At 58.8% G+C, this 24,366-nt stretch carries 25 protein-coding genes; 22 read left to right on the top strand and 3 right to left on the bottom strand.

The features are described from left to right. Positions 1 to 11 precede the first annotated feature (11 nt). The 3 genes from JT51_RS08695 (at position 12) to JT51_RS08685 (ending at position 2,632) form a co-directional block, all read left to right on the top strand. Positions 12 to 1,244: an MFS transporter gene (locus JT51_RS08695; RefSeq protein ID WP_037310775.1), complete on the top strand. Its 1,233-nt coding sequence runs from the start codon at positions 12 to 14 to the stop codon at positions 1,242 to 1,244. Between the two features lie 66 nt (positions 1,245 to 1,310). Then, the gene (locus JT51_RS08690) at positions 1,311 to 2,183 is read left to right on the top strand and encodes a 50S ribosomal protein L11 methyltransferase (RefSeq protein ID WP_037310772.1); all 873 of its coding nucleotides are present in this window, start codon (positions 1,311 to 1,313) and stop codon (positions 2,181 to 2,183) included. A 92-nt stretch (positions 2,184 to 2,275) separates the two neighbouring features. Beyond that, positions 2,276 to 2,632 (top strand): hypothetical protein, encoded by a 357-nt coding sequence (locus JT51_RS08685; RefSeq protein WP_235216138.1) that lies wholly within the window; start codon positions 2,276 to 2,278, stop codon positions 2,630 to 2,632. 107 nt (positions 2,633 to 2,739) lie between these two features. Here JT51_RS08685 and JT51_RS08680 read toward each other — a convergent pair whose 3' ends face one another. Further along, positions 2,740 to 2,955: a DUF1127 domain-containing protein gene (locus JT51_RS08680; RefSeq protein ID WP_037311973.1), complete on the bottom strand. Its 216-nt coding sequence runs from the start codon at positions 2,953 to 2,955 to the stop codon at positions 2,740 to 2,742. A 334-nt stretch (positions 2,956 to 3,289) separates the two neighbouring features. Between JT51_RS08680 and ruvC the strand changes: the two genes are divergently transcribed. The 19 genes from ruvC (at position 3,290) to JT51_RS08585 (ending at position 21,234) form a co-directional block, all read left to right on the top strand. Further along, the gene (gene ruvC, locus JT51_RS08675; protein ID WP_037310769.1) at positions 3,290 to 3,787 is read left to right on the top strand and encodes a crossover junction endodeoxyribonuclease RuvC; all 498 of its coding nucleotides are present in this window, start codon (positions 3,290 to 3,292) and stop codon (positions 3,785 to 3,787) included. Next, positions 3,784 to 4,461 (top strand): Holliday junction branch migration protein RuvA, encoded by a 678-nt coding sequence (gene ruvA / locus JT51_RS08670; protein WP_037310766.1) that lies wholly within the window; start codon positions 3,784 to 3,786, stop codon positions 4,459 to 4,461. Before ruvC ends, ruvA begins: the two co-directional genes overlap by 4 nt. 4 nt (positions 4,462 to 4,465) lie before the next feature. Beyond that, a complete protein-coding gene (gene ruvB, locus JT51_RS08665) occupies positions 4,466 to 5,485 on the top strand; it encodes a Holliday junction branch migration DNA helicase RuvB (protein ID WP_037310764.1) in 1,020 nt (339 codons plus the stop codon). A gap of 61 nt (positions 5,486 to 5,546) precedes the next feature. After that, a complete protein-coding gene (locus JT51_RS08660; protein WP_037310760.1) occupies positions 5,547 to 6,170 on the top strand; it encodes a hypothetical protein in 624 nt (207 codons plus the stop codon). Positions 6,171 to 6,486: 316 nt separating this feature from the next. Continuing rightward, positions 6,487 to 7,449: a M15 family metallopeptidase gene (locus JT51_RS21220; protein WP_152563318.1), complete on the top strand. Its 963-nt coding sequence runs from the start codon at positions 6,487 to 6,489 to the stop codon at positions 7,447 to 7,449. Positions 7,450 to 7,657: 208 nt separating this feature from the next. Beyond that, on the top strand, positions 7,658 to 8,065 hold the full coding sequence (ybgC, locus tag JT51_RS08650) for a tol-pal system-associated acyl-CoA thioesterase (protein ID WP_037310758.1): 408 nt from the start codon (positions 7,658 to 7,660) through the stop codon (positions 8,063 to 8,065). Between the two features lie 109 nt (positions 8,066 to 8,174). Next, on the top strand, positions 8,175 to 8,870 hold the full coding sequence (gene tolQ, locus JT51_RS08645) for a protein TolQ (protein WP_037310756.1): 696 nt from the start codon (positions 8,175 to 8,177) through the stop codon (positions 8,868 to 8,870). A 1-nt stretch (position 8,871) separates the two neighbouring features. After that, entirely contained in the window at positions 8,872 to 9,348 is a 477-nt protein-coding gene (tolR, locus tag JT51_RS08640) for a protein TolR (protein WP_037310752.1), read from the top strand. A 9-nt stretch (positions 9,349 to 9,357) separates the two neighbouring features. Next, positions 9,358 to 10,458 (top strand): energy transducer TonB, encoded by a 1,101-nt coding sequence (locus JT51_RS08635; RefSeq protein ID WP_037310749.1) that lies wholly within the window; start codon positions 9,358 to 9,360, stop codon positions 10,456 to 10,458. Beyond that, entirely contained in the window at positions 10,455 to 11,774 is a 1,320-nt protein-coding gene (tolB, locus tag JT51_RS08630) for a Tol-Pal system beta propeller repeat protein TolB (RefSeq protein WP_037310746.1), read from the top strand. Before JT51_RS08635 ends, tolB begins: the two co-directional genes overlap by 4 nt. An 89-nt stretch (positions 11,775 to 11,863) precedes the next feature. Further along, on the top strand, positions 11,864 to 12,367 hold the full coding sequence (gene pal, locus JT51_RS08625; RefSeq protein ID WP_037310744.1) for a peptidoglycan-associated lipoprotein Pal: 504 nt from the start codon (positions 11,864 to 11,866) through the stop codon (positions 12,365 to 12,367). A gap of 4 nt (positions 12,368 to 12,371) precedes the next feature. Next, the gene (gene ybgF / locus JT51_RS08620; protein WP_037310741.1) at positions 12,372 to 13,196 is read left to right on the top strand and encodes a tol-pal system protein YbgF; all 825 of its coding nucleotides are present in this window, start codon (positions 12,372 to 12,374) and stop codon (positions 13,194 to 13,196) included. Further along, a complete protein-coding gene (tilS, locus tag JT51_RS08615) occupies positions 13,193 to 14,446 on the top strand; it encodes a tRNA lysidine(34) synthetase TilS (RefSeq protein WP_152563317.1) in 1,254 nt (417 codons plus the stop codon). The genes ybgF and tilS overlap by 4 nt, the downstream gene beginning before the upstream one ends. Positions 14,447 to 14,522: 76 nt before the next feature. Next, the gene (gene ftsH / locus JT51_RS08610) at positions 14,523 to 16,439 is read left to right on the top strand and encodes an ATP-dependent zinc metalloprotease FtsH (protein ID WP_037310738.1); all 1,917 of its coding nucleotides are present in this window, start codon (positions 14,523 to 14,525) and stop codon (positions 16,437 to 16,439) included. Between the two features lie 106 nt (positions 16,440 to 16,545). Further along, positions 16,546 to 17,121: an MOSC domain-containing protein gene (locus JT51_RS08605; RefSeq protein ID WP_037310737.1), complete on the top strand. Its 576-nt coding sequence runs from the start codon at positions 16,546 to 16,548 to the stop codon at positions 17,119 to 17,121. 166 nt (positions 17,122 to 17,287) lie between these two features. Then, positions 17,288 to 18,964, top strand: a complete 1,677-nt coding sequence (locus tag JT51_RS08600) for a formate--tetrahydrofolate ligase (RefSeq protein WP_037310733.1) — start codon at positions 17,288 to 17,290, stop codon at positions 18,962 to 18,964. Positions 18,965 to 19,021: 57 nt separating this feature from the next. Further along, positions 19,022 to 19,327 carry a chorismate mutase gene (locus tag JT51_RS08595; protein ID WP_037310730.1) on the top strand — a complete coding sequence of 102 codons (306 nt, stop codon included), beginning with the start codon at positions 19,022 to 19,024 and terminating at the stop codon, positions 19,325 to 19,327. Between the two features lie 53 nt (positions 19,328 to 19,380). Then, positions 19,381 to 20,271, top strand: coding sequence for a bifunctional methylenetetrahydrofolate dehydrogenase/methenyltetrahydrofolate cyclohydrolase FolD (folD, locus tag JT51_RS08590; RefSeq protein ID WP_037311967.1), 891 nt, complete (start codon positions 19,381 to 19,383; stop codon positions 20,269 to 20,271). A gap of 219 nt (positions 20,272 to 20,490) precedes the next feature. Continuing rightward, positions 20,491 to 21,234 (top strand): LytTR family DNA-binding domain-containing protein, encoded by a 744-nt coding sequence (locus tag JT51_RS08585; protein WP_037310727.1) that lies wholly within the window; start codon positions 20,491 to 20,493, stop codon positions 21,232 to 21,234. Between the two features lie 6 nt (positions 21,235 to 21,240). Here the strand turns inward: JT51_RS08585 and pdeM are convergent, their stop codons facing one another. Further along, positions 21,241 to 21,903 carry a ligase-associated DNA damage response endonuclease PdeM gene (pdeM, locus tag JT51_RS08580; protein ID WP_037310724.1) on the bottom strand — a complete coding sequence of 221 codons (663 nt, stop codon included), beginning with the start codon at positions 21,901 to 21,903 and terminating at the stop codon, positions 21,241 to 21,243. Between the two features lie 41 nt (positions 21,904 to 21,944). Then, entirely contained in the window at positions 21,945 to 24,356 is a 2,412-nt protein-coding gene (locus tag JT51_RS08575; RefSeq protein ID WP_037310721.1) for a ligase-associated DNA damage response DEXH box helicase, read from the bottom strand. Positions 24,357 to 24,366: the final 10 nt, after the last annotated feature.

Below are 24,366 nucleotides of genomic sequence, written 5' to 3'. Positions count from 1 at the left end.
AGAGCGATCTCATGCTGAAACCCATGCCGCTTTCCGAGGCGCAGAGCCTTCCGTTCTGGCGCCGCCCCGTGACGCTCTTGTTTGTGATGGCGCTGACCATGCCCATCGCCTTCAACGCGTGGAGCGCGCTGTTGAATAATTTCGTCATCGAGGTGGCGAATTTCGACGGGGCCGACATTGGCCTGCTGCACACGGTGCGCGAAATTCCGGGGTTTCTGGCTGTCGGCGTGATTGCTGTGATCCTGTTCGTTCGCGAACAGGTGCTGGCGATGATTTCGCTGATGATGCTGGGTGTCGCCACGGCGGTGACGGCGTGGTTTCCCAGCCTCGGCGGGTTGCTGTTTGTGACCTTGTTCAGCTCGATCGGCTTTCACTATTACGAAACGGTGAACCAGTCGCTGCAATTGCAATGGCTGCCCAAGGACCGCGCGCCGCAGGTGTTGGGGTGGCTGGTGGCCATGGGGTCGGCCTCGACCATGGTGATCTACGGGTTGATCGTGCTGACGTGGGACCGGTTTGAACTGTCTTATAACACGGTGTTCATGGCTGCGGGTGGCGCGACGGCGCTGCTGGCGCTGTTCTGTCTGTTTGCCTATCCGCAATTTGACTCTCCTACACCGCAGACAAAAAAGATCGTGCTGCGCCGCCGGTATTGGCTGTATTACGCGCTGCAATTCATGGCCGGTGCGCGGCGGCAGATTTTTGTGGTTTTCGCGGGCTTCATGATGGTCGAGAAATTCGGCTTTGAAGTTCACGAACTGACCAGCCTGTATATGATCAACCTGATGATCAACATGATGGCGGCCCCGATGCTGGGTAAGGCGGTGTCGATGTTTGGTGAACGGCGCACGCTGATCTTTGAATATACCGGTCTCGCCATCGTGTTTGCGGCCTATGGCGGTATCTACTGGTTCGGCTGGGGCGTGCTGCTGGCGGCGATCCTTTATGTGATCGACCATGTGCTGTTTGCGCTGGCGCTGGCCTTGAAAACCTATTTCCAAAAGATCGCGGACCCGGCGGATATCGCACCCACTGCGGCGGTGGCTTTTACCATCAATCACATTGCCGCCGTGTTCCTGCCAGCGTTGCTGGGCCTGTTGTGGGTGGTCTCACCCGGTGCGGTCTTTGGTCTGGCGGCGGCCATGGCACTGATCTCGCTGGCGCTATCGCTGCTTGTCCCGCGCCATCCCGAACCGGGAAACGAGACGGTCTTTTCGAAATATGTCCCGGCCCCCGCGGAATAAGCGTCAAAGCTTGACCTTGGCGGACCCACGCCCTACGCGCTGTCTCAACTGACACAGGAGGCCGCCATGCCCACATTTACCGCGCTTACCACACTGACCGGCAAAAAAGCCGCCGACGGTCTGGGCGAAGCGATGGAGCGTCTGGATCCGGAACCCACCGGCGTTGGCGTGTTCGAGGTCGAGGATGGCTCGGGCCTGTGGGAGGTTGGCGGTTACTTTACCGAAGCGCCGGATGAAACTGCGTTGACCGTTCTGGCCGCCGCGTTTGAGGCGAAGCCATTCGTGATCTCGGAGTTGCCCGAAACCGACTGGGTCGCCCATGTGCGCCGCGAACTGGCCCCGGTCGAAGCTGGCCGGTTTTTTGTCTATGGAAGTCACGACGCAGGCAAGCTGCCCGAAGGGCGCATCCCGCTGCTCATCGAGGCCGCGATGGCCTTTGGCACCGGTCATCATGGCACCACGCTGGGCTGCCTCAAGGCGCTGGATCGCCTGTTGGACGATGGGTTCACGGCAACCAAAGTGGCCGATATCGGTTGCGGCACTGCGGTTTTGGCAATGGCCGCCGCACGGGTGTGGGACGGAGAGATCCTGGCCAGCGACATCGACCAGGTTGCAGTGGATGTGGCCGAGGCCAATTTGAAGGCAAACGGTATGTCAGGGCGGGTTCGCTGTATCGAGGCGGCGGGCTTCGATCACCCGGATTTGCAGTCACAAGCGCCGTACGATTTGATCTTTGCAAATATCCTCAAAGGTCCGTTGGTTGCCTTGTCCCCTGAAATCGGTGCGAATCTGCGGGCTGGGGGATATGCGATCCTGTCCGGAATCCTGAATGAACAGGCAGATGACGTGTTTTCCGTTTATTCACAAAATGGCTTCAATCTTACCCATAGAGGCGAGATTGGTGAATGGACGACGCTAGTCTTAAGTAATCAGGGCTAAAATTAGACCTTTTGCAGGAGTTTTCTGGAATTCTGCCCCTTTTTTGTCGCAATCTCTTCTTACCGTCAAAGAGTGGAATCGGGGGCGGTTGCTTGGAGGCTGCCATGATAGGTAAACAACTAGAATTTGATCAGCGCGTCACGCGCCTGAACAAAAAACACGCTAAGTTGAGCCGCGGCTACCGCGCGACGATGCGCAAGGATGGCCTGGTGGTGATGAAACCGCAGCGGGTGAAATCGGCGGTTCCTGCAAAGGTGCTGCTGATGTGCATTTGCGGGCTTTTCGTGTTCAAGACATTTTTACTGATGAGCTTGGGGGCTTCGGCCTATGAGTTTCGGGTCGAAAGCCTTGATCAGGGTACATCTGTCGAACGGGCTGGGGCCTGGGTGATGCAGATTGACCCGGTTTCGGAATTTCTTGCGACCCAGCTAAGCAAATTTATGCACTGAATTTCGTCTGCTTTGAATAGAAACGCCGCGCATCCGGTGATGCGCGGCGTTCTTGTTTGCCCCCGAGGGAGGAAAGAGGGCGAGTGAGTGGTAGGCGTGTTAAATTCTTACTGACGACCTGCTGTGACGGCGTCGATGTCACCGCGGCACAGGCCGATATCATTCAGTTCACGATCCGACAGACCGCTCAGCACGTTGCGTGTCACGCGGGCGTCATTCCATTCGACAACGGCATTCACGACCGATGCGAAAATTGCGCCGATACGGCCGACGAGGCCGAACGAGCCGGTGGTGGCAATGCGGGTTGTGTCCAGTACAGCCATATCCTGTTTCCTTCTGGTTTGAGTTAGCGTCTCGATCATTCGATCTGAGCGGCATTTAGTGACGTCAATTCAGCTGCGCAAGTGCGAAAAATGCATGTGTCCTATGCGTTTTTTGCAATGCTGGAAAATCCTAAAAATCCCTTAATTTACTGGTCATATAGCCTTTATAAACCGTGTCGAATTCAGGCATTTTGCTGTCGCAAACAGACCGTTCTGTCGCCGGGGGAACAAGAGTGTCGTTTTCAGGCTTTGGGTCAATTCGCTTGGAAAATGTTCATGTTTCGTGCTAACCCGGATAAAAGATCACAAAAACCCGAGCAGGCCGAGGCGAAACATGCGAATTCTGGGCATTGATCCGGGGCTTAGAACCCTGGGATGGGGCGTCATCGAATCGCATGGCAGCCGACTGAGCCACGTTGCCAACGGTCTGTGCAAATCAGACGGGGACGATCTGGGCGAACGATTGCTGTCACTGCACAATCAGATCGTCGAGGTCATTGCCGAATTTCAGCCCGATCAGGCCGCCATCGAACAGACCTTTGTCAACAAGGACGGGGCGGGGACGCTGAAACTGGGTCAGGCGCGGGGTGTGGCGTTGCTGACCTTGGCAAAGGCCGGGCTGTCGGTGGGGGAATATGCGCCCAACCGGGTCAAGAAAACGGTCGTGGGCGTCGGCCATGCCGAGAAAGAGCAGGTCATGCATATGGTCAAACTGCAGTTGCCGGGCTGTCAGCCCAAAGGGGCGGACGCGGCGGATGCGCTGGCGATTGCCATCTGCCATTCCTATTACGGCGCAGCGCCGCAGGCGCGGATAAAAGAGGTACGGGCATGATTGGCAAACTGACAGGGCGGCTGGACTATCGCGCGGCGGATCATGTGCTGATCGACGTGCGCGGGGTCGGCTACATCGTCTATTGCTCGGACCGGACCATGGCGGCGCTGCCGGGGGTAGGCGAAGCGGTCTCGATCTACACCGATATGGTCGTGCGAGAGGACCTGATGCAATTGTTCGGCTTCTTGTCTCTGGTCGAAAAAGAATGGCATCGTTTGCTGTGTTCAGTTCAAGGCGTCGGGGCCAAGGTCTCGCTTGCCATTTTGTCCGCGCTGGGGCCAGACGGGGTCAGCCGGTCCATTGCATTGGGGGATTGGGGGGCGGTCAAGGCGGCCAAGGGTGTTGGGCCAAAGACGGCGCAGCGGATCGTGCTGGACCTCAAGGATAAGGCGCCGGGCGTGATGGCCATGGGCGGCACCGTGACCGAGGCCATGGATGGCCCGAATCTGGATGTCGTTGAACTGACCGAGCCTGCACCTGTGCCCAAACGGTCGGTGAAACCGCCCTCGGGGTCGGCGGCGGCTTCGGCTGGGGCGTTGTCGGCGCTGTCCAATCTCGGTTACGGCCCCTCGGATGCGGCCTCGGCCGTGGCCGAAGCGGCGGCCAGCCTGCCTGATGCAGGCGAGGCGGATCTGATCCGTGCGGCCCTGAAATTGCTAGCCCCGAAAGGCTGAATGAATGGTTGACGCCGACCCCGCCCTGCGCCCCGAGCCTTTGCCCGAAGACAATGACCGCGCGCTGCGCCCGCAAGGGTTGGACGAGTTCATCGGTCAGGCCGAGGCGCGGGCCAATCTGCGCATCTTCATCCAATCCGCACGACAACGGGGCGAGGCGATGGATCATACCTTGTTCCATGGCCCTCCGGGGTTGGGGAAGACAACGCTGGCGCAGATCATGGCCCGAGAGTTGGGGGTGAATTTTCGCATGACGTCCGGCCCGGTGCTGGCCAAGGCGGGGGATCTGGCGGCGATTCTGACCAATCTGGAATCGCGCGATGTTTTGTTCATCGACGAAATCCATCGCCTGAACCCGGCGGTAGAAGAAGTGCTGTATCCGGCGATGGAGGATTTTGAGCTGGATCTGGTGATTGGCGAAGGCCCGGCCGCGCGCACAGTACGGATCGAGTTGCAACCCTTTACCCTGGTCGGGGCCACCACGCGAATGGGGTTGCTGACAACTCCGCTGCGCGATCGGTTCGGGATTCCGACGCGGTTGCAATTCTACACCGTCGATGAGTTGCATGAGATTGTCACTCGAAATGCGCGTAAACTGGGTGCGCCCGCTGATGACGACGGTGCGCGCGAGATTGCCCGCCGGTCGCGCGGAACGCCCCGGATCGCGGGCCGGTTGCTGCGCCGAGTGGTGGATTTCGCCATTGTCGAGGGCGACGGGTACATTTCGCGCGATCTGGCGGATGGGGCGTTAACCCGGTTGGGGGTGGATCATCTGGGGTTGGACGGTGCGGACCGGCGTTATCTTAAGCTGATCGCCGAGAATTACGCAGGCGGCCCGGTCGGGATTGAGACACTCTCGGCGGCGCTGTCGGAAAGCCGCGACTCGTTAGAAGAGGTCATCGAGCCATTCTTGCTGCAACAAGGGTTGATCCAAAGAACGCCGAGGGGGCGGATGCTGGCCCGGAAGGCATGGAGCCATCTGGGCATGGCTGCGCCCAAAGGGCAAAACGATCTGTTTGGTTGAAGCGCCAGTCCGGACCTTTTAAAGGTTTGGCCAAATCAAACCCGACCGTTGAGGATTGTGCGTGACACCCGAGGATATTCAAGCGCTGTTTACCCGCGAAAGCGGAGATTTCCTGTTTGCACGTTGGGGGCGGCCAATTGTGCCGATTGTGTTCGGCGTCGAAGATGACACTTTGGCCACCGTCAAAGGCGCGTTTGAGGCCGTTGTGACCCTTGCGGGACATAAAATGGCCGAAACCGACCCCGAGCTGGGCGCGAACTGCATGGTCTTCTTTTTCCGCGACTGGCAGGAATTGTTGGACGTGCCTGATCTGGACCGGTTGATCCCGGACCTGACACCTCTGGTCGAACGTCTGATGGCGGCGGATGCCAACCAGTACCGGGTTTTCCGCTTTGAAAAGACCGGAGAGATCCGCGCAGCCTTTGTTTTCCTGAAAATGGACACCGAGCTGTCAAAACTTCCAGCCGAGACTTTGGCGCTGAGTCAGGTGGTGCAGACGATTTTGCTGTGGTCCGATGCCGCGTTTCGCACGCAATCGCCCCTTGCAGTGGTCGGGGACACAACCGTCTTGCGCCCTGACATCGCCGAGTTGATCCGCGCTGCCTATGATCCGATCCTGCCGGGGGCTGCGCAGGACGCGTCCCATGCGCTGCGCCTGTTCGCACGGTTGAATACGCCTCAGTGATGCGGGCGCATGCTGGCCCTCAGGTTTGGCGATGAAACCCTCTGATCTGATTGCCTCGGGTTCAAAAAGACTCTGACTCGATCAGATCACTGACCGCCTATGCCTCTCGATAAACAGTCAGAGCACTTTCGGTTTCCAAGCTCTGTACCGGCCGATGTTTGTGAACCGCGCAGTATCACGCACGACGGACGCGCCAGGGGCTTTCTCCGCAGGGCGCAATGACAGTCGATAAAAGCCAACTGCGCCAATTCCGGCAGTTTTGTGTAATTAAATCAGGTTCGTGTTATGTTTCGTGACAAGTCGCGAGGGAGAAACCGTGTCTGAGATTGAACTCAAGAAGCTTGAATTACTTGACCGAGAGATTCGCGTAAAAGAACGAGGGCTGGAGCACAATATTGCAAATACCCGGAAAAACTCTTGGAAATCGCCATTAGTCGTCGCGATCTTTGCGGCCGCTGTTGGGGCATTGGGGAACGCAGTTGTCACTTACTACAGTTCGTCCCTTGACCGCGCGGCATCCGCAACCGAGCACGAACGGAATATCGTTTTGGCCGAAACCGCGGCTGAGCGAGAACGCATTCTTGAGATGATCGGAATTGGCGACCCCGAGCAGGTTCAACGCAATCTTGAATTCCTGATTGATACGGAACTGGTTCAAGACCCCGAGACCGTCGCCAGCATCCGAGAGTATTACGAAGACAGAGAGCCTGGGACCGGACCAGGGGCTTCTTTGACAGGCACAGTCAGTTTTGAAGAAATCGGCATTGATCGTTCGGAAGTGAATGGAGTTCTGATAGCGCCAAGCACGACCTTCCTTGAAGAGAACCTTGGAAAACCTCGTGAGGTGCTCAGCGAGCATTGCGAACCGATCACAAACGAAGTTTTGAAAGCCAAACTGGAAACGGCAATAGTCGGTGGGCTAAGGGTACATTTGTTGGAACCCGCTATACGATCGCTTGAAGAAATATTTTCTGTGATAGAGGACAGACACCCTGACCTCTCTCAGATGCTTGGGGTTGCAGGGTCGCTCTGTGTGCGCAACTACGGCGACTACACTCCGGCAAGTTCTCATAGTTGGGGGACTGCGATCGACATAAGCCTGAACGGGCAGCTCGACAATTTCAACGACGAACAGGTGGACGTAGACCTATATCGTATCGCGCTTGTCTTCATAGAAAACGGATGGGTTTGGGGTGGGGGATTCGAAAAGGAAGATTCCATTCACTTTGAGGTCAGCGAACAACAGCTTCGAAGATGGATAAGTGAAGGTGTGCTTTGATTTGCCGCGTGACAAGCTCGCGCGCTCTTACCACCGGCAATCGCAACCGCTTTTGGTAAATGGCTGAATTTCGAAACTAAGTGTCTCATCATGCGAACTTTATGGGCGCAGGGGATTGCGGGACAGGCAGCGCATAGGCAACTGTGAGGGGCTGAGGCACGTCCCCAGCCCGAAAGCCTGAAGCAACTTAAGCGCCGGATCTGCAACCATGACCGAGAACCCCATCAAACATCGGACACATGTTTTTCCGATCCGGGTCTATTACGAAGACACCGATATGGGGGGCGTGGTCTATCACGCGAACTACCTGAAATTCATCGAACGCGCGCGGTCTGAATATGTGCGGCAATTAGGCAATGACCAGAACGCCATGCGCGACGCGGGGATTGTCTGGGTCGTGCGCCGGATCGAAGCGGATTATCTGGCCGCCGCGAAATTTGATGACGAGCTGACGGTTGAAACCTGGGTTGTTTCAATCTCGGGCGTTCGGCTGTCCATGGGGCAGGTCATCAAAAGGGGCGAGGTCGAGATTTTTCGGGCCACCGTCACGGCGGTCTGTATGAATGCGCAGGGCAAACCCATGCGGCTTCCGGCAGAGATTCGCGCATTGATGTAACAATTTGAAAGGCCGGGGTGGTTCTGATGGCAATTCATGGCCATCTACGGTAGCGTTTGAAAAAACAAGGCCAGACAAACGGCCATCAGGCAAAACAAAGAGCAGGTTCATGGAAGCTGAAACGCTGGCGCTGGCGCAGGAGATCGACTTCTCCATGTGGGGGCTATTTGCCCGCGCAACCTTTATCGTAAAACTGGTGATGTTGATGCTGATCGTCGCATCATTCTGGTCCTGGTCGATCATCGTGCAAAAGCTGATCAACTATCGTGCCGCGCGGCGCGAAGCGCAGGTGTTCGATGAATCTTTCTGGTCCGGCAACCCTCTGGATGAGCTGTTTGAGCAGACCGGCACGCAGCCGGACGGCAGTTCGGAAAAGATATTTGCCGCCGGTATGATCGAATGGCGCAGGTCGCACCGCACCGATGGCGGGCTGATCGCGGGGGCCACGGCGCGGATTGACCGCTCGATGGATGTGGCGATCGCAAAAGAATCCGAGACATTGCAAAAGGGCCTGCCGATCCTGGCCACGGTCGGTTCGACCGCGCCGTTTGTTGGCCTGTTCGGCACAGTCTGGGGCATCATGAACGCCTTTATCGAGATTGCCGAGCAGCAAAATACCAACCTGGCCGTTGTGGCGCCGGGCATTGCCGAGGCTTTGCTGGCCACCGGTCTGGGCCTGCTGGCTGCGATCCCGGCGGTGATTTTCTACAACAAGCTCAGCGCCGACAGTGATCGGATCGTTGGCGGCTATGAAGCGTTTGCCGACGAATTTGCCACTATCCTGTCGCGTCAGTTGGACAGCTGACATGGGTGCGGCGGTTCAACAATCATCAGGCGGGAACGGGCGCAGACGCGGTCGGCGTCGCGGTCGCGCGCAGCCGATGGCTGAGATCAACGTGACGCCTTTTGTTGACGTCATGCTGGTGTTGTTGATCATTTTCATGGTGGCGGCCCCTTTGTTGACCGTAGGTGTCCCTGTCGACCTGCCCAAGACGGCCGCCAGCGCCTTGCCCGGCGATAACGAAGAGCCGCTGACTGTGACGCTGACTGCCGAAGGGCAGGTGCAGATTCAAACCACGGATGTTTTGCGCGAAGAACTGATCGGCAAGCTGCGCGCCATCGCGTCCGAGCGTAGCAGTGACCGCGTATTCCTGCGTGCCGATGGTGCGATCCCTTACGCGCAGGTGATGCAGGTCATGGGTGCGCTGAATGCGGGCGGGTTTTCCAATGTGGGGCTTGTCACCGACACCGGCGGCCCGACGTTCGACGAAGGTGGAGAGTGAGGCCGCGCGGTGGATACCGGCACCAGGATCTCGGCGATTGCCCACGTCAGTTTGATTGGATGGGCGCTGTTTGGCGGCACCTTCCGGTCCGAACCCTTGCCCATGGCGGTACAGGAAGTGTCCGTGATTTCCGCTGAGCAATTTGACGTGCTGACCGCACAGCGCAATGCGCCCGAAGTTCCGACCCCTGCTGCATTGCAGGAACCCGAACCGCCCGAAGACGAAATCAGTGCCCCCCAGCCGGTCGAAGAAGAACAGCCCCGGCCAGAGGTTGCCACACCACCCGAGCCCGAGCCCGATCCGGTGCCCGAAGCCGTCGAAGCCCCACCCGAGCCCGAAGCCGTCGAAGAGCCCCCCACGCTTGAACCACCTGAACCGGTGACAGAGGTGCTGCCCGCACCACCCGGGCCCGAGGCGCAGCCGCGCCCGGCAGACAAGGTCGCGCCGGAACCGATTGCTCCGCCGCCGCCGGATGTCAAACCTGATGACGTGGAAACGCCGGCCGTATCGCTGGATGAAGGCGCAGAGACACAGCAAGAACAGCAGGACCAGACCGCTCAGGAAGAAGCAACCGATGAAATTGTGACTGAGGCTGAAGAGGTTGAAGAATACGCCCCGCGCACCTCGCCGCGCCCACGGGTCCGACCAAATCGCCCCACGCCTCCGGCGCAACCCGAAGTGGCCGAGGATCAAGAGCCGACCCCGCCCGAACCTGCGCCAAGCAATGAGGCCGCGATCAACGATGCGCTGGCCGAAGCCCTGGAGCAAAGCGACGAACCCTCTGGCCCGCCACTGACCATTGGTGAGAAAAATGCCATGCGTCTGGCGGTCTCCCAATGCTGGAACGTCGGTGCGCTGTCTACTGATGCGCTCAACACTATTGTTGTGGTTGGTTTTTCATTGACGCGGGACGGAAAGGTTGAAGGCGGAAGCCTGAAACTGCTGGACAGTTCTGGTGGTACGCCCGGTTCGGTGGATCAGGCTTACCAGGCTGCGCGCCGGGCGGTATTGCGCTGTGGAGCCAAAGGATACCAGCTGCCTGCTGACAAATACGAGCAGTGGCAAGATATTGAGATTACATTCAATCCCGAGAGGATGCGGATCAAATGATGAGACTTCTGACCAGCCTGTTGCTTGGCCTGACGTTATTGACAGCGCCGGTATACGCCCAGAACGGACCGCTTCGCCTTGATTTGGATATTGGTGTGATCGAACCTTTGCCATTCGCGGCACCGAATTTTGTCCCTGACGGTCCTGCGGCGGCGCAATACGCGCAGGACATCTCGCGGGTTGTCGCAGCGGATCTGACGGGCACCGGGTTGTTCCGTGAAATATCGTCGGACGCGTTCATCAGCCGTGTCAGCAGTTTTGAGGCACCGGTGCAATTCGCGGATTGGAAGGCCATCAATGCGCAGGCTCTGGTTACCGGGGCCGTGAATGTTTCGGGCAATCGTCTGACCGTGCGGTTCCGTGTGTGGGACGTGTTCGCAGGTCAAGAGCTGGGGAATGGCCTGCAATTTTCCGGCACGACCGAGGGCTGGCGGCGCATGGCCCACAAGGTGTCCGATCAGGTCTATAGCCGTCTGACTGGCGAAGGTGGGTATTTCGACAGCCGGGTGGCCTTTGTGTCGGAAAGCGGTCCCAAGAACCAACGTCTGAAACGGCTGGCGATCATGGATTATGACGGCGCAAACGTGCAGTATCTGACTGACAGCGCCGCGATCGTTCTGGCCCCGCGCTTTTCCCCGACGGGCGACCGGTTGCTGTACACCAGCTATGAAACAGGACAGCCGCGCATTTATGTTCTGGACGTCGACCGCGTCAAACAGAGCGAGCTGAAAACCCAGGACGGCACGATGAGCTTCTCCCCGCGCTTTTCCCCGGACGGGCGTTCGATTGTGTATTCGCTGATCCAAGGTGGCAATACTGATCTGTGGAAGATGGATCTGGCATCGGGGCAAAGCGTGCGCTTGACCAACACGCCAGCGATTGAAACCGCGCCCAGCTATTCGCCGGACGGCGCGCAGATCGTGTTCGAAAGCGACCGTTCGGGCACGCCACAGCTGTATATCATGCCGGCAAACGGCGGAGAGGCGACCCGCATCAGTTTCGGTCAGGGGCGCTATGGCACGCCGGTCTGGTCGCCGCGCGGTGATCTGGTTGCGTTTACCAAGCAAAACAAGGGCCGGTTCCACATTGGCGTCATGCGCGTTGACGGCAGCGAAGAGCGTCTGTTGACCTCATCCTTCCTGGACGAAGGGCCGACATGGTCACCTAATGGCCGTGTCATCATGTTCACCCGCGAAACGCAGGGTGCAAGTGGTCGGTCGACGCTGTATTCGGTGGATATCTCAGGCCGCAACCTGCGTCCGGTCCGCACCCCGGATGGCGGTAGCGACCCGTCATGGGGGCCATTGCAGAATTGACCGTGGCAGGGCGTTGGAAAAGTTCACAATAAATCGGCACTGTGATAACACAGACAGTAATAAACCGATAAAACGATGAGGCACTTGAAATGAATCTATTGGGCAAAGTCATAGCTTTGGGCGCGTTGAGTGTAATCGCCGCCTGCACAAACAATGATCCGTCAGCTTTGGGCGGTGGGGCAGGGGGCAATGGTGCGATCTCGCCGGGTTCACCCAGCGATCCGCGCTCGCCGGCGTATTTCCAGCAAACGGTTGGGGATCGTGTGCTGTTTGCCGTGGACCAATCCACCTTGTCGCCACAGGCCCAGACGGTTCTGGAAGGGCAGGCAAGCTGGTTGCTGGCCAACCCTGATTTTGTGGCCAAGATCGAAGGCCATGCAGATGAACAGGGTACGCGCGAATACAATCTTGCGCTGGGCGCGCGCCGGGCGAATGCGGCCCGCGAATACCTGATCTCGCGCGGGGTGGCGGGCAATCGTCTGACCACGGTCAGCTTTGGCAAGGAACGCCCGATTGAGATTTGCAGCACCGAGGAATGCTATTCCAAGAACCGCCGCGCGGTAACGGTGCTGACCGGTTCAACGTTAGGGTAAGACGATGCGGATTGCAGGATGGGTTTTGGCCGCGGTCGTTACGACCGCCGGTGTGGCGAAGGCACAAGATCAGCAAACCCTGGCGGATATCCGTCAGGAGCTGACGGTGCTGCATGTGGAAATTCAGCGCCTGAAGCGTGAATTCTCGACGACTGGCACCCCTTCTCCAAACCTGTCCGGCAGTTCTGTCCTGGAACGCGTCGACGCGATCGAGGCCGAGTTGCAGCGCCTGACCAGCCAGACCGAACAGTTGAACCAGCGGGTCCAGAATGTAGTGACGGACGGAACAAACCGGATCGGTGATCTGGAATTCCGGTTGGTTGAGCTGGAAGGCGGCGACCTGAGCACACTGGGTGAGACCTCGACCCTTGGTGGGGAAACGCAGATTACGGCTGCAACGCCGCCAACGCCAGTGACCCCGTCCGTGTCCGGACAAGGTGAGCTTGCCGTTGGCGAACAGGCGGATTTCAATACGGCGGCACAGACGCTGGCTGATGGAAACTTTCAGGCTGCCGCTGATCAGTTCACACAGTTCGACACCTCTTATCCCGGCAGCCCGTTGGCCCCCGAGGCCCATCTGAGACGCGGACAGGCGTTGGAAGGTCTGGGCGACACGCGTGAGGCCGCGCGGGCGTTTCTGGCCAGTTTCACCGGTGATTCTGAGGGCGCGCTAGCGCCCGAAGCCCTGTTCAAACTTGGGGCCGCTTTGGGACGTCTGGGGCAAACCGATCAGGCGTGCATCACCCTGTCCGAAGTCGGCGTGCGGTTTCCTGCCTCAGGCTCGGTGGCTGATGCGACGCAGGAAATGGCGTCTTTGGGCTGTTCTTGACCGCCCGAGCCGAAAACCTACGCTCCGAACTTCGCGCGCGGCTGCCGGAAACCCTGCCGCCGCGCTTGGGCGTGGCGGTGTCTGGCGGTGGCGATTCGGTGGCCCTGATGCATCTGCTGCACGAGATTGCGCAGTACGAGCAGGTCGAATTGCTTGTGGCCACGGTGGACCACGGCCTACGCCCCGAGGCCCCGGCCGAAGCCGCCCGCGTTGCCGAACAGGCGGCGCATCTGCGCATTCCGCATGAGACCCTAAGGTGGCAGGGCTGGGACGGGGCAGGGAACCTTCAGGATCAGGCCCGACAGGCGCGATATGATCTGTTGACCAACTGGGCACATCGCCATGCGGTTGGCGCGATAGTTTTGGGCCATACGGCAGATGATCAGGCCGAGACTTTTTTGATGCGCCTGGGCCGGGCGTCTGGCGTGACTGGTCTATCGGGTATGCCCGACACACGAGATTATGACGGGGTAAGTCTGCTGCGCCCGATGTTGGGAATCACACGCGAGCAGCTGCGGCAATATTTGTCCGAGTGCGGCGTGGAATGGATCGAGGACCCTTCGAATCACGACCTCCGATTTGACCGGATCAAAGCCCGTGAGGCCCTTTCAGGTCTGGATGTGTTGGGAATAACCGCGAAATCTTTGACTCGCGTTGCGCAAAATCTTGCACAAGCCCGCGAGGCTTTGGCGCGCTATACGCAGGATTCCGCCCGCAAGATTGCTGTGGTGGACAGCGGCGATATCTATATCGAGCGTCGCGGATTTGAAGCGCTGCCCAACGAGATTCAGCGGCGGATGGTGGTTGGCATCATCGCGTGGATTGCGGGGCAGGGTTATCCGCCACGCCAGTCATCGCTGGATCAGGCTTTGGCCGCGGTCCAAGAGGGGCGAACCCTGACTTTGGCGGGCTGTCTGCTGCTTCCGCAAGGCGATAAAACGTGGTTTTGCAGGGAGCTAAACGCGGTAGCCGGGGAATCCGTGATGCCGGAAAAACCGTGGGACAAACGGTGGGTTCTGGCCGGTCCCCAGACACCTGATGCCCGGGTCGGCGCGCTTGGCGAGGCCGGTTTGCCGCAGGTTCCAGACTGGCGCGCCCTGAGTAAGCCGCGCAAGGCGCTTTTGGCCTCGCCCGCCGTTTGGCAGGGGGAAAATGTGTTGGCGGCACCGCTGGCGGGGTATTCCAATGGATGGGTGGCTGAATTCACTGCGGAAACGCCCGAGTTTTACCAATCGCTTTTATCGCATTGAACCTGCTTGAATCATCTCTATTTTAAGGAGCAACCCGGCAGTTCCCCATCTGCCGAAATCTTTTGGGAGTTTTTCCTTGGGCAACGCTCGTAATATCGCCTTCTGGGTCGTTCTGTTTTTGCTGATCCTTGCACTATTCAACTTGTTCAGCGGACCAGGCGGTTCACTTCAGAGCAATGAAAGAACCTATTCTGATTTTGTCTCCGCGGTTGAGGGCGGCGAAGTCAAAAAAGTGACGCTGGACGGCGAACAGATTCGCTATAGCACGCAAAGCGGTGCGACCTATGTCACCATCAAGCCCGGCGATGCCGAGGTCACCAAACTGCTGATCGACGAAAAGATTCCGGTCGAAGCGGTCAAGCAACAGCAATCCGGGTTCCAATCCTTCCTGATCACGCTGCTGCCCTTCCTGCTGCTGATCGGCGTCTGGGTCTATTTCATGAACCGGATGCAAGGCGGCGGCAAAGGCGGCGCGATGGGCTTTGGCAAATCCAAGGCCAAGATGCTGACCGAGAAACATGGCCGCGTAACTTTTGATGACGTGGCGGGAATCGACGAAGCCAAGGAAGAGCTGGAAGAGATTGTTGAATTCCTGCGCAACCCGCAGAAGTTCTCGCGTCTTGGTGGTAAAATCCCCAAGGGCGCGCTGCTGGTTGGCCCTCCGGGCACCGGTAAGACACTGCTGGCCCGCGCAATTGCGGGTGAGGCGGGTGTGCCGTTCTTCACCATCTCGGGTTCTGACTTTGTTGAAATGTTCGTGGGTGTTGGTGCGTCCCGAGTCCGCGATATGTTCGAACAGGCCAAGAAAAACGCGCCCTGTATCGTCTTTATCGACGAAATCGACGCCGTGGGTCGCCATCGTGGCGCAGGTTACGGCGGCGGTAACGATGAACGCGAACAGACCCTCAACCAGTTGCTGGTCGAGATGGACGGGTTCGAGGCCAATGAGGGCGTCATCATTCTGGCCGCCACCAACCGTAAGGATGTTCTGGACCCTGCGCTGCTGCGTCCGGGCCGGTTCGATCGCAACGTGACCGTCGGCAACCCCGACATCAAAGGCCGCGAGAAAATTCTGGGTGTCCACGCCCGCAAGACCCCTCTGGGCCCCGATGTCGATCTGCGCATTATTGCGCGCGGAACGCCGGGTTTTTCGGGTGCTGATCTGGCCAACCTTGTGAACGAAGCCGCATTGATGGCCGCGCGCGTGGGGCGTCGCTTTGTCACCATGGAAGATTTCGAGAACGCCAAGGACAAGGTGATGATGGGGGCCGAGCGCCGCTCGATGGTGTTGACCCAGGACCAAAAGGAAAAGACCGCCTATCACGAGGCTGGCCACGCCGTTGTGGGCCTGAGCCTGCCGCTGTGCGATCCGGTCTATAAGGCGACGATCATCCCGCGCGGTGGTGCGCTGGGTATGGTGGTGTCGCTGCCTGAAATGGATCGCCTGAACTATCACCGTGATGAGTGCGAGCAAAAGCTGGCCATGACCATGGCCGGTAAGGCGGCCGAGGTTATCAAATACGGCGAAGATCACGTCTCGAACGGTCCGGCCGGTGACATCATGCAGGCCAGCCAGCTGTCGCGTGCGATGGTGATGCGCTGGGGCATGTCGGACAAGGTCGGCAATATCGACTATGCCGAGGCGCATGATGGATATTCGGGTAACACCGCCGGTTTCTCGGTTTCGGCCCATACCAAGGAACTGATCGAGGAAGAGGTCAAGCGCCTGATCCAACAAGGCTATGAACGTGCCCACGAAATTTTGACCGAAAAGAACGAAGGTTGGGAACGTCTGGCGCAGGGTCTGCTGGAATATGAAACCCTGACCGGGGATGAGATCAAGCGCGTCATGAATGGCGAATCACCCAGCGAAGGTGACGACGAAGGTGACAAGCCGGATGAGGGAAGCGCACCCAGCGTGACCGCCATTCCGAAAACCAAGGTCAAGAAAACCCCGCCCGACGGCGGGATGGAGCCGGAACCTTCGGCCTGAAGAATCAGACCCGGGCAATGTCCCGGGTCTTTTTTGTTTGACCTTTGCATCCGGATGCAGATGCCCAATAACGTCATCCAGGAAATTGATTTTAGGAAGAGATTCAATGCCAGTATTGCGCGAAACGGAGTTTAGGGCCGAAGTTGTATGGTTGGGCCATGTCCCTGCTGGAACAACCCGCAGAGCACAAGCCGCCGACAGCCTGGAACTGGGCTTTGAAGGTGACCAGGGCGCGCGCCACGAAGGCGTCAATCGCGCCGCCTGCGTTCGGGTCAGAAACCTTTATCCGGAGGGGACCGAAATTCGTAATGTGCGACAGCTTTCGGTTTTGTCCGCCGAGGAACTGGAGGCCATCGCGTCGGAAATGGGCATGGATGCAATGGACCCGTCGCATTTGGGGGCGTCGATCGTTCTGCGTGGCATTCCGGATTTCACGCATATCCCCCCATCCTCGCGCTTGCAGGTGGCCGATGGTCTGACGATCACGGTGGATATGGAAAACCGCCCCTGCATATTGCCAGGGCGCGAGATCGAAGCGGATCGCCCGGGATATGGCAAAGCGTTCAAGCCTGCCGCACAGAACCGTCGTGGTGTCACCGCCTGGGTCGAAAGACCGGGCACGTTGAAACTGGCGGACCGGATGACGTTGTTTGTGCCAGATCAGCGGAATTGGGCACCCTAACGGCCTACACGTTTTCGTTTGATTGACGCTGGTGGCATGTGACGCCGTTTCACGGCACGATTATGTCGGAATCCCTATTCATTGCGATTGTACACAACGGTATGGATTGAGCAGCGCCGACTCTATGCGTCGGTTTTGCACGGCATTCAATCAGGGACCCTGCCCAATGAGCTATAAATCCGATATCGAAATCGCCCGCGAAGCGAACAAGAAGCCAATTCAAGAGATCGGCGCCAAGATTGGCATCTCCAGCGACGATCTGCTGCCCTACGGCCACGACAAGGCCAAGGTCAGCCAGGACTTCATCAACTCGGTTCAGGACCGCGAAGACGGCAAGCTGATTCTGGTGACCGCGATCAACCCGACCCCCGCGGGTGAGGGTAAGACCACAACTACTGTAGGTTTGGGTGACGGTCTGAACCGCATCGGCAAAAACGCGATGATTTGTATCCGCGAAGCCTCGCTTGGTCCGAACTTTGGCATGAAGGGCGGCGCTGCGGGTGGCGGTTACGCGCAGGTTGTTCCGATGGAGGAAATGAACCTGCACTTCACCGGTGATTTCCACGCTATCACCTCGGCCCATTCGCTGCTGTCGGCGATGATCGACAACCACATCTACTGGGGCAACGAGTGCGAGATCGACATCCGCCGCGTCGCATGGCGTCGTGTGGTCGACATGAACGACCGCGCGCTGCGCCAGATCACGGCCTCCCTGGGCGGTGTCAGCAACGGCTTCCCGCGCGAAACCGGCTTTGACATCACCGTGGCATCCGAGGTCATGGCGATCCTGTGTCTGGCCAACGACCTGAAGGACCTGGAAAAGCGTCTGGGCGACATCATCGTGGCCTACCGCCGCGACAAGACCCCGGTCTATTGCCGCGACATCAAAGCCGAAGGCGCGATGACCGTGCTGCTGAAGGACGCGATGCAACCGAACCTGGTGCAGACGCTGGAAAACAACCCGGCCTTTGTTCACGGCGGTCCGTTTGCCAACATCGCGCACGGTTGTAACTCTGTCATTGCCACCAAGACGGCTTTGAAGGTCGCGGACTACGTCGTGACAGAGGCTGGTTTCGGTGCCGATCTGGGCGCTGAGAAGTTCATGAACATCAAATGCCGCAAGGCAGGCATCGCACCGTCCGCTGTGGTGCTGGTCGCCACCGTGCGCGCGATGAAGATGAATGGCGGCGTCGCCAAGGCTGATCTGGGCGCGGAAAACGTTGATGCGGTCAAGTCGGGCTGTGCCAACCTGGGCCGCCACATCGAGAACGTCAAATCCTTCGGCGTGCCGGTTGTAGTTGCGATCAATCACTTCGTCACCGATACGGATGGCGAAGTGCAGGCGGTCAAGGATTACTGCACCGATCATGGGGTTGAGGCGGTCCTGTCGCGCCACTGGGAACTGGGTTCGGAAGGGTCCGCGCCGCTGGCCGAGAAAGTTGTGGAAATCGTCGAAGGCGGCTCGGCCAACTTTGCACCGATCTATCCCGACAACATGCCGCTGTTCGAAAAGATCGAAACCATCGCCAAGCGTATCTACCGCGCGGACGAGGTGCTGGCGGACAACAAGATCCGCAACCAGCTGCGCGAATGGGAAGATGCGGGATACGGTAACCTGCCGGTCTGCATGGCAAAGACGCAGTATTCGTTCTCGACCGATCCGACCCTGCGCGGCGCGCCCACCGGCCACTCGGTTCCGGTGCGTGAGGTTCGCCTGTCTGCCGGTGCCGGTTTCATCGTCGTTGTCTGTGGTGAGATCATGACCATGCCCGGTCTGCCCCGCAAACCTGCGGCCGAAGCCATCTGCCTCAATGACGCAGGTGAGATCGAGGGCTTGTTCTAAGCGCCCGAATGATACATCTCGTGGTCCGGGGAAATCCCCGGGCCGCAGGAGATTAAAATGCCCACTCTGATACCGCCGCAAGACTGTCACTCAATGCAGGAATTGCGGCCTCAGATCGACAAGCTGGATCGCCAACTGATCGAAATGCTGGTGACGCGTGCAGGCTACATTGACCGCGCGTCCGAGCTGAAACCCGGCGAGGGGCTGCCCGCCCGCATCCCAGAGCGTGTCGAACAAGTGGTGCAGCGCGTACGCACAAGTTCCGGTGAGCTGGGCATGGACCCCGATCTTGCCGAAAATCTGTGGCGTATATTGATTGACTGGTCGATTGCCCGCGAAGAACGCGTGCTCGGCTCTGACTGAAGATGCGGGCGCTTTTTGCGCCCGATCCGCTTTTTGAAAGAAGGGATCAAAGAATGGTAGCACAAGTCATCGACGGCAAAGCGTTCGCGGCCAAGGTTCGGACGCAGGTGGCCGATCAGGTTGCAAAGCTGAAGGAAGAAAACGGAATCACGCCGGGTCTGGCCGTGGTTCTGGTGGGCGAAGATCCGGCCAGCCAGGTCTACGTGCGCTCCAAGGGCAAAATGACCGTCGAGGTCGGCATGAACTCGTACGAGCACAAGCTGGATGTTGAGACTTCGGAAGAAGATCTTCTGGCGCTGATCGACAAGCTGAACAATGATCCGGCCGTTCATGGCATTCTGGTCCAGTTGCCGCTGCCCAAGCACCTGAACGAAGATCTGGTGATCAACTCTATTGATCCGGCCAAGGATGTGGATGGCTTTCACATCTCAAACGTGGGCTTGTTGGGCACGGGTCAGAAGTCGATGGTGCCCTGCACGCCGCTGGGTTGCCTGATGATGCTGCGCGACCACCACGGTTCGATTTCCGGCATGGATGCGGTTATCATTGGCCGTTCGAATATTGTGGGCAAGCCGATGGCGCAACTGTTGCTGGGTGACAGCTGCACCGTGACCATCGCGCATTCGCGCACAAAGGATTTGCCAGACGTAGTCCGCCGCGCTGATATCGTGGTCGCAGCTGTTGGTCGCCCGGAAATGGTGCCTGGCGATTGGATCAAGGAAGGCGCCACCGTCATCGACGTGGGCATCAACCGGATTGAACGGGACGGTAAGAACAAGCTTGTGGGCGATGTGGACTATGCCAGCGCATCCGAAAACGCAGGCGCGATCACGCCAGTGCCCGGCGGCGTCGGCCCGATGACCATCGCGTGCCTGCTGGCGAACACAGTGACTGCGTGCTGCCGCGCAAACGGCCTGCCAGAGCCCGAGGGGCTGACAGCCTGATAATTGCCGCCGAAAGGTGCATTTAACACGAAATTCAGGCCGGGGGGTGCGCGCACTCTCTGGCCTGATTGTTTCATTAAGATGAAGTAAAGTTTCGTATGACAGGGTTTGAATACGCTTGAAACGGTGATAAGTCAGTATTCCCAGCCGGTTACGAAGTTAAGGCGTATGTTTCCGGGAAGTAGGTTGGGACCTGGTGGCCTTTGTTGTTGAGTTGTTATGACGAATAACCTGCGTCTGCTACTGGCCGAATTTACACCGCTAAGGATGTTTGCAGGCCTCGTTTTCCTGCCGTTGCTGGCCTTTGTGTTGCAGCCGTTCCCACATATGCATCTGCCATTTTCCCTGCGGCTTGTGTTCTGGGTCGGCGTCACCATGCTTGCTTTGTGCGTGACATGGGTTTCTGGAAAGCTGACACAGAAATATTTCGCCGATGCGCATTTTTCATTGCGCGATGCCACGTTGATCTTGGTGGTTTTGGCACTGTTTGTGCCCGCGCTTTGGATGATGTCGTGGTTATTGTTCATGGCGGGTGGGCAGCAGGCCCCCGATGTCTTGTCCGTGGCGTCATACGGTGCGCTTTTTGCGACTGGTCTGGTTCTGGTACAAGGCCGCGAGCCTGCAAAACCGCCGGTGGCCGAGGCCCCACAATCACCGCGCTTGATGAAACGGCTGCCGGAAACGTTCAACGGGCAGATTTATCGGCTGACAGTTCGGGACCATTCCGTTGATGTTGTGACCTCGGAAGGGACATTTTCCATCCGATCACGGTTTACCGATGCCATTACCGAGATGGAGCCGATGAAGGGGCATTGCACCCACAGATCACATTGGGTGAGTGATGATGCAATCACCGGAGTCGAGAAGAAGGACGGTAAAACGTTTGTGCGGCTTAGAAACGATGAGCTGGTCCCAGTCAGCCGCAAATATAAACCCATGTTGGAGCAGGACGGCGTGATCTGAGCCGGGCTATCGTGGCATCGGTATGATCTGCGGCTGGGGACCTGTCAGGATGGCCAATGCCCGTTCGCCCATCAGCCCGTTCAGTGCCGGGGCTGAGCTGTGCAAGCCGCCGGTATAGGTGCCGTAGGCGGGCAGAATCAGGCGCGTGTCATCCACCAAAAAGGCGGGGCGGGTGATGGATCGGTTTCCTGCCCTTAGCCGGGCTTTGGGGTGGAAATGGCCGGAAACCTCGGCCCGCGCGCCATGCTGCGCTATATGCCGAAAGGTCAGGGGGCCGAGCATGTATTCGGACAGATGCGCCCCACCCAGATCAATCGGGCCGGGGTCGTGATTGCCTTCGATCCAGATCCAGCGGCGGCCCGCTTGCAGCGTTATGATGTTCTGCTTTTCCGCAGCGCCAATTGCAACCGAAGCGTCCAGATCATCGAAACTGTCGCCAAGGCAAATGACCGTTTCTGCCCCGGTCCTGGCGATATCTGCGGCCAGCCGGGTCAGCGTGTCTTGGCTGTCATAAGGCGGCAGCGTCGGGCCGCCCCGTCGCGCCAGCCGCTCCGATTTCCCAAGATGCAGATCGGACACGCATAACAGGCATTTGTCCGGCCACCACAGCGCACCGGATGCCAATGCGAACAGCGTTTGATCAGCAAAGGAAAACGTCACCTTGTTCATGCTACGTTCTTTATCCTATTGCCATTGCAACACAAGATGAATTAGCTGGCGGCCAATCCCGCAGCCCTAAGAAGACGTTCGCTTTCCTCGGCCAGCAACCGTTCTTCGGCGGCGCCTTTGACCGGGATTTTTCCAACTTCAAGAAACAGCGGCGCGGCCAGGGGAGAAACCCGGTCTAACCGTATCAGGTCGATCCGATCGCCGATGCGGGCCAGCATGTCTTCGATCCGGCCGAAATCTACCAGCCCACGCATCGCTTCTTCGCGTGTGATCTGCATCAGCAGGTGCTCGGGATCGTATTTCAGAAGCGTGTCATACAGGATATCCGATGAAAACGTGGCCTGCCGCCCGCTTTTGCGCTGCCCGCCGGTGTTCCGTTCGATCAGACCGGCAATGGTGGCCGAGGCGCGAAAGGTCCGTTTCATCACCGCGTTGCCGGCCAGCCAGATCTCTAGCCCGTCGCGCAGGGCATCCGGCTGAAACAGGGGGCGGGGGTCGGTCACGGCGTCCAGACCCCAGATCAGGGTGGCATAGTCGGTCGCCACGAACCCAAGCGGTGCCAGGCCCGTCTCTTCCATCCGTTTTGTCAGCAACAGGCCCAGGGTCTGTTGCGCGTTGCGTCCCGCGAACCCATAGACACACAGATGTTCGCGCCCGTCATTGGGAAAGCTTTCGATCAACAGGCGGTCGCGATGCGGAAGGCGTGACATATCCCGCTGCAGGGCCAACCATTCGGCGGTATGGGACGGCAGCTGCGGCCAATCGGGCTGCGCAAACATCCGCAGAATACGATCGCTCAGCTGTGTTGAGGTTGCAAATTTGGTGCCCGAAAACGTGGCGATCTTGGGTTTGCGATCTGCACGGCGGCTGACTTCGACCACCATCTCGCGCAGGCCCTCATAGCGCACGATCTGCCCACCGATCAGAAACGTATCGCCGGGTGTCAGCGAGGCTGCAAAGGCCTCTTCGACCTCACCCAGGGGTTTGCCACCGCGATTGCGTTTCAGGCGGACCTTCAGCGTGTCGGTGTCCTGAATTGTGCCCAGGTTCATCCGAATACGCTGTGCCGCGCGCGGATCGCGCAATTGCCACTGTCCGTCCGGCCGCTGTTGCAGCCGTTGCCAGCGGTCATAGGCCCGCAGCGCATAACCGCCGGTCGCGCAGAACGTCAGACAGGCGTCAAATTCAGCACGGGTGAGACGCGCATAGGGGCCAGCGGCTGTCATTTCCGCAAACAGTGCATCCGCCTGAAACGGACCTGCCGCTGCTGCGATCAGGATATGCTGGCACAACACGTCCCGGGGGCCGGGGCCGCGCGGCTCGCCGTCCAGATCATGTGCTTTGGCAGCCTCAAGCGCGGCGACGCATTCGACAACCTCAAAGCGGTTGGCAGGCACCAACAGGGCCTTGGACGGGGCGTTATAGCGGTGGTTCGCACGGCCGATCCGTTGCACCAGCCGTTTGACGTTCTTGGGCGCACCGATCTGGATCACCAGATCCACATCCCCCCAGTCGATACCCAGATCCAGACTTCCGGTGCAGACAATCGCCCTTAGGTCACCGCGTACCATGGCGGCCTCGACCCGTTCCCGTTGTTGCCGGTCCAGGCTGCCGTGATGGATGCCGATGGGCAGAGCATCATCATTGGCCAGCCAGAGGTTATGAAAGAAAATCTCGGCCTGCGCACGGGTGTTGTGAAAGATCAGCGTGGTCTTGTGCTGTTTGATCTGCTTCAGAACTGTCGGTATCGAATAGGCCGCGCCGCCCCCTGACCAGGGGGGCATTTCCTGCGTTTCCAGCATCCGGATGTCCGGGTCAGGGCCGGGGTCGGCCTGAATGATCTGACAGGGGTCAGGATGCCGGGCCAGAAAACGCGCAATCGCTGCGGGATCTTCAACCGTAGCGGACAGCCCGACCCGGCGCAGGTCGGGGCACAGGCTTTGCAGCCGCGCCAAAGCCAGCATCAGTTGATCTCCACGTTTGCTTTCGGCCAAAGCGTGAATTTCATCGACGATGATCCGCTGTACCCCGGTAAACATCCGCGGCGCGTCCTCGTACGAGGTCAACAAGGCCAGACTTTCGGGCGTGGTCAGCAGAATATGGGGCGGGTCCACGCGCTGGCGTTTCTTTTGCGTGGCTGATGTGTCTCCGGTGCGGTCTTCGATCCGGATGGGCAGGCCGATTTCATCGGCTGGGCCGCGCAGGTTGCGGCGAATATCGGCCGCCAGCGCCTTTAGAGGCGAGACATAGATCGTATGAAGACCGTCGCGTGGCCGATCCGCCAGTTCAGCCAGCGTGGGCAGAAATCCGGCCATGGTCTTGCCACCACCGGTCGGGGCAATCAGCAATGTGGCCGGGTCCTGTGCCCGGTCAAACATATCCTGTTGATGTGGGTGGATGGACCAGCCCTTGGCGGTAAACCAGTCAGTGATCCGGGCGGGAATCGGCGTCATGCGCGCAGAT

This window comes from Ruegeria halocynthiae (assembly GCF_000743705.1).
Classification (GTDB): Bacteria; Pseudomonadota; Alphaproteobacteria; order Rhodobacterales; family Rhodobacteraceae; genus Ruegeria; species Ruegeria halocynthiae_B.
This window is presented reverse-complemented; position numbering and strand designations above follow the sequence as displayed.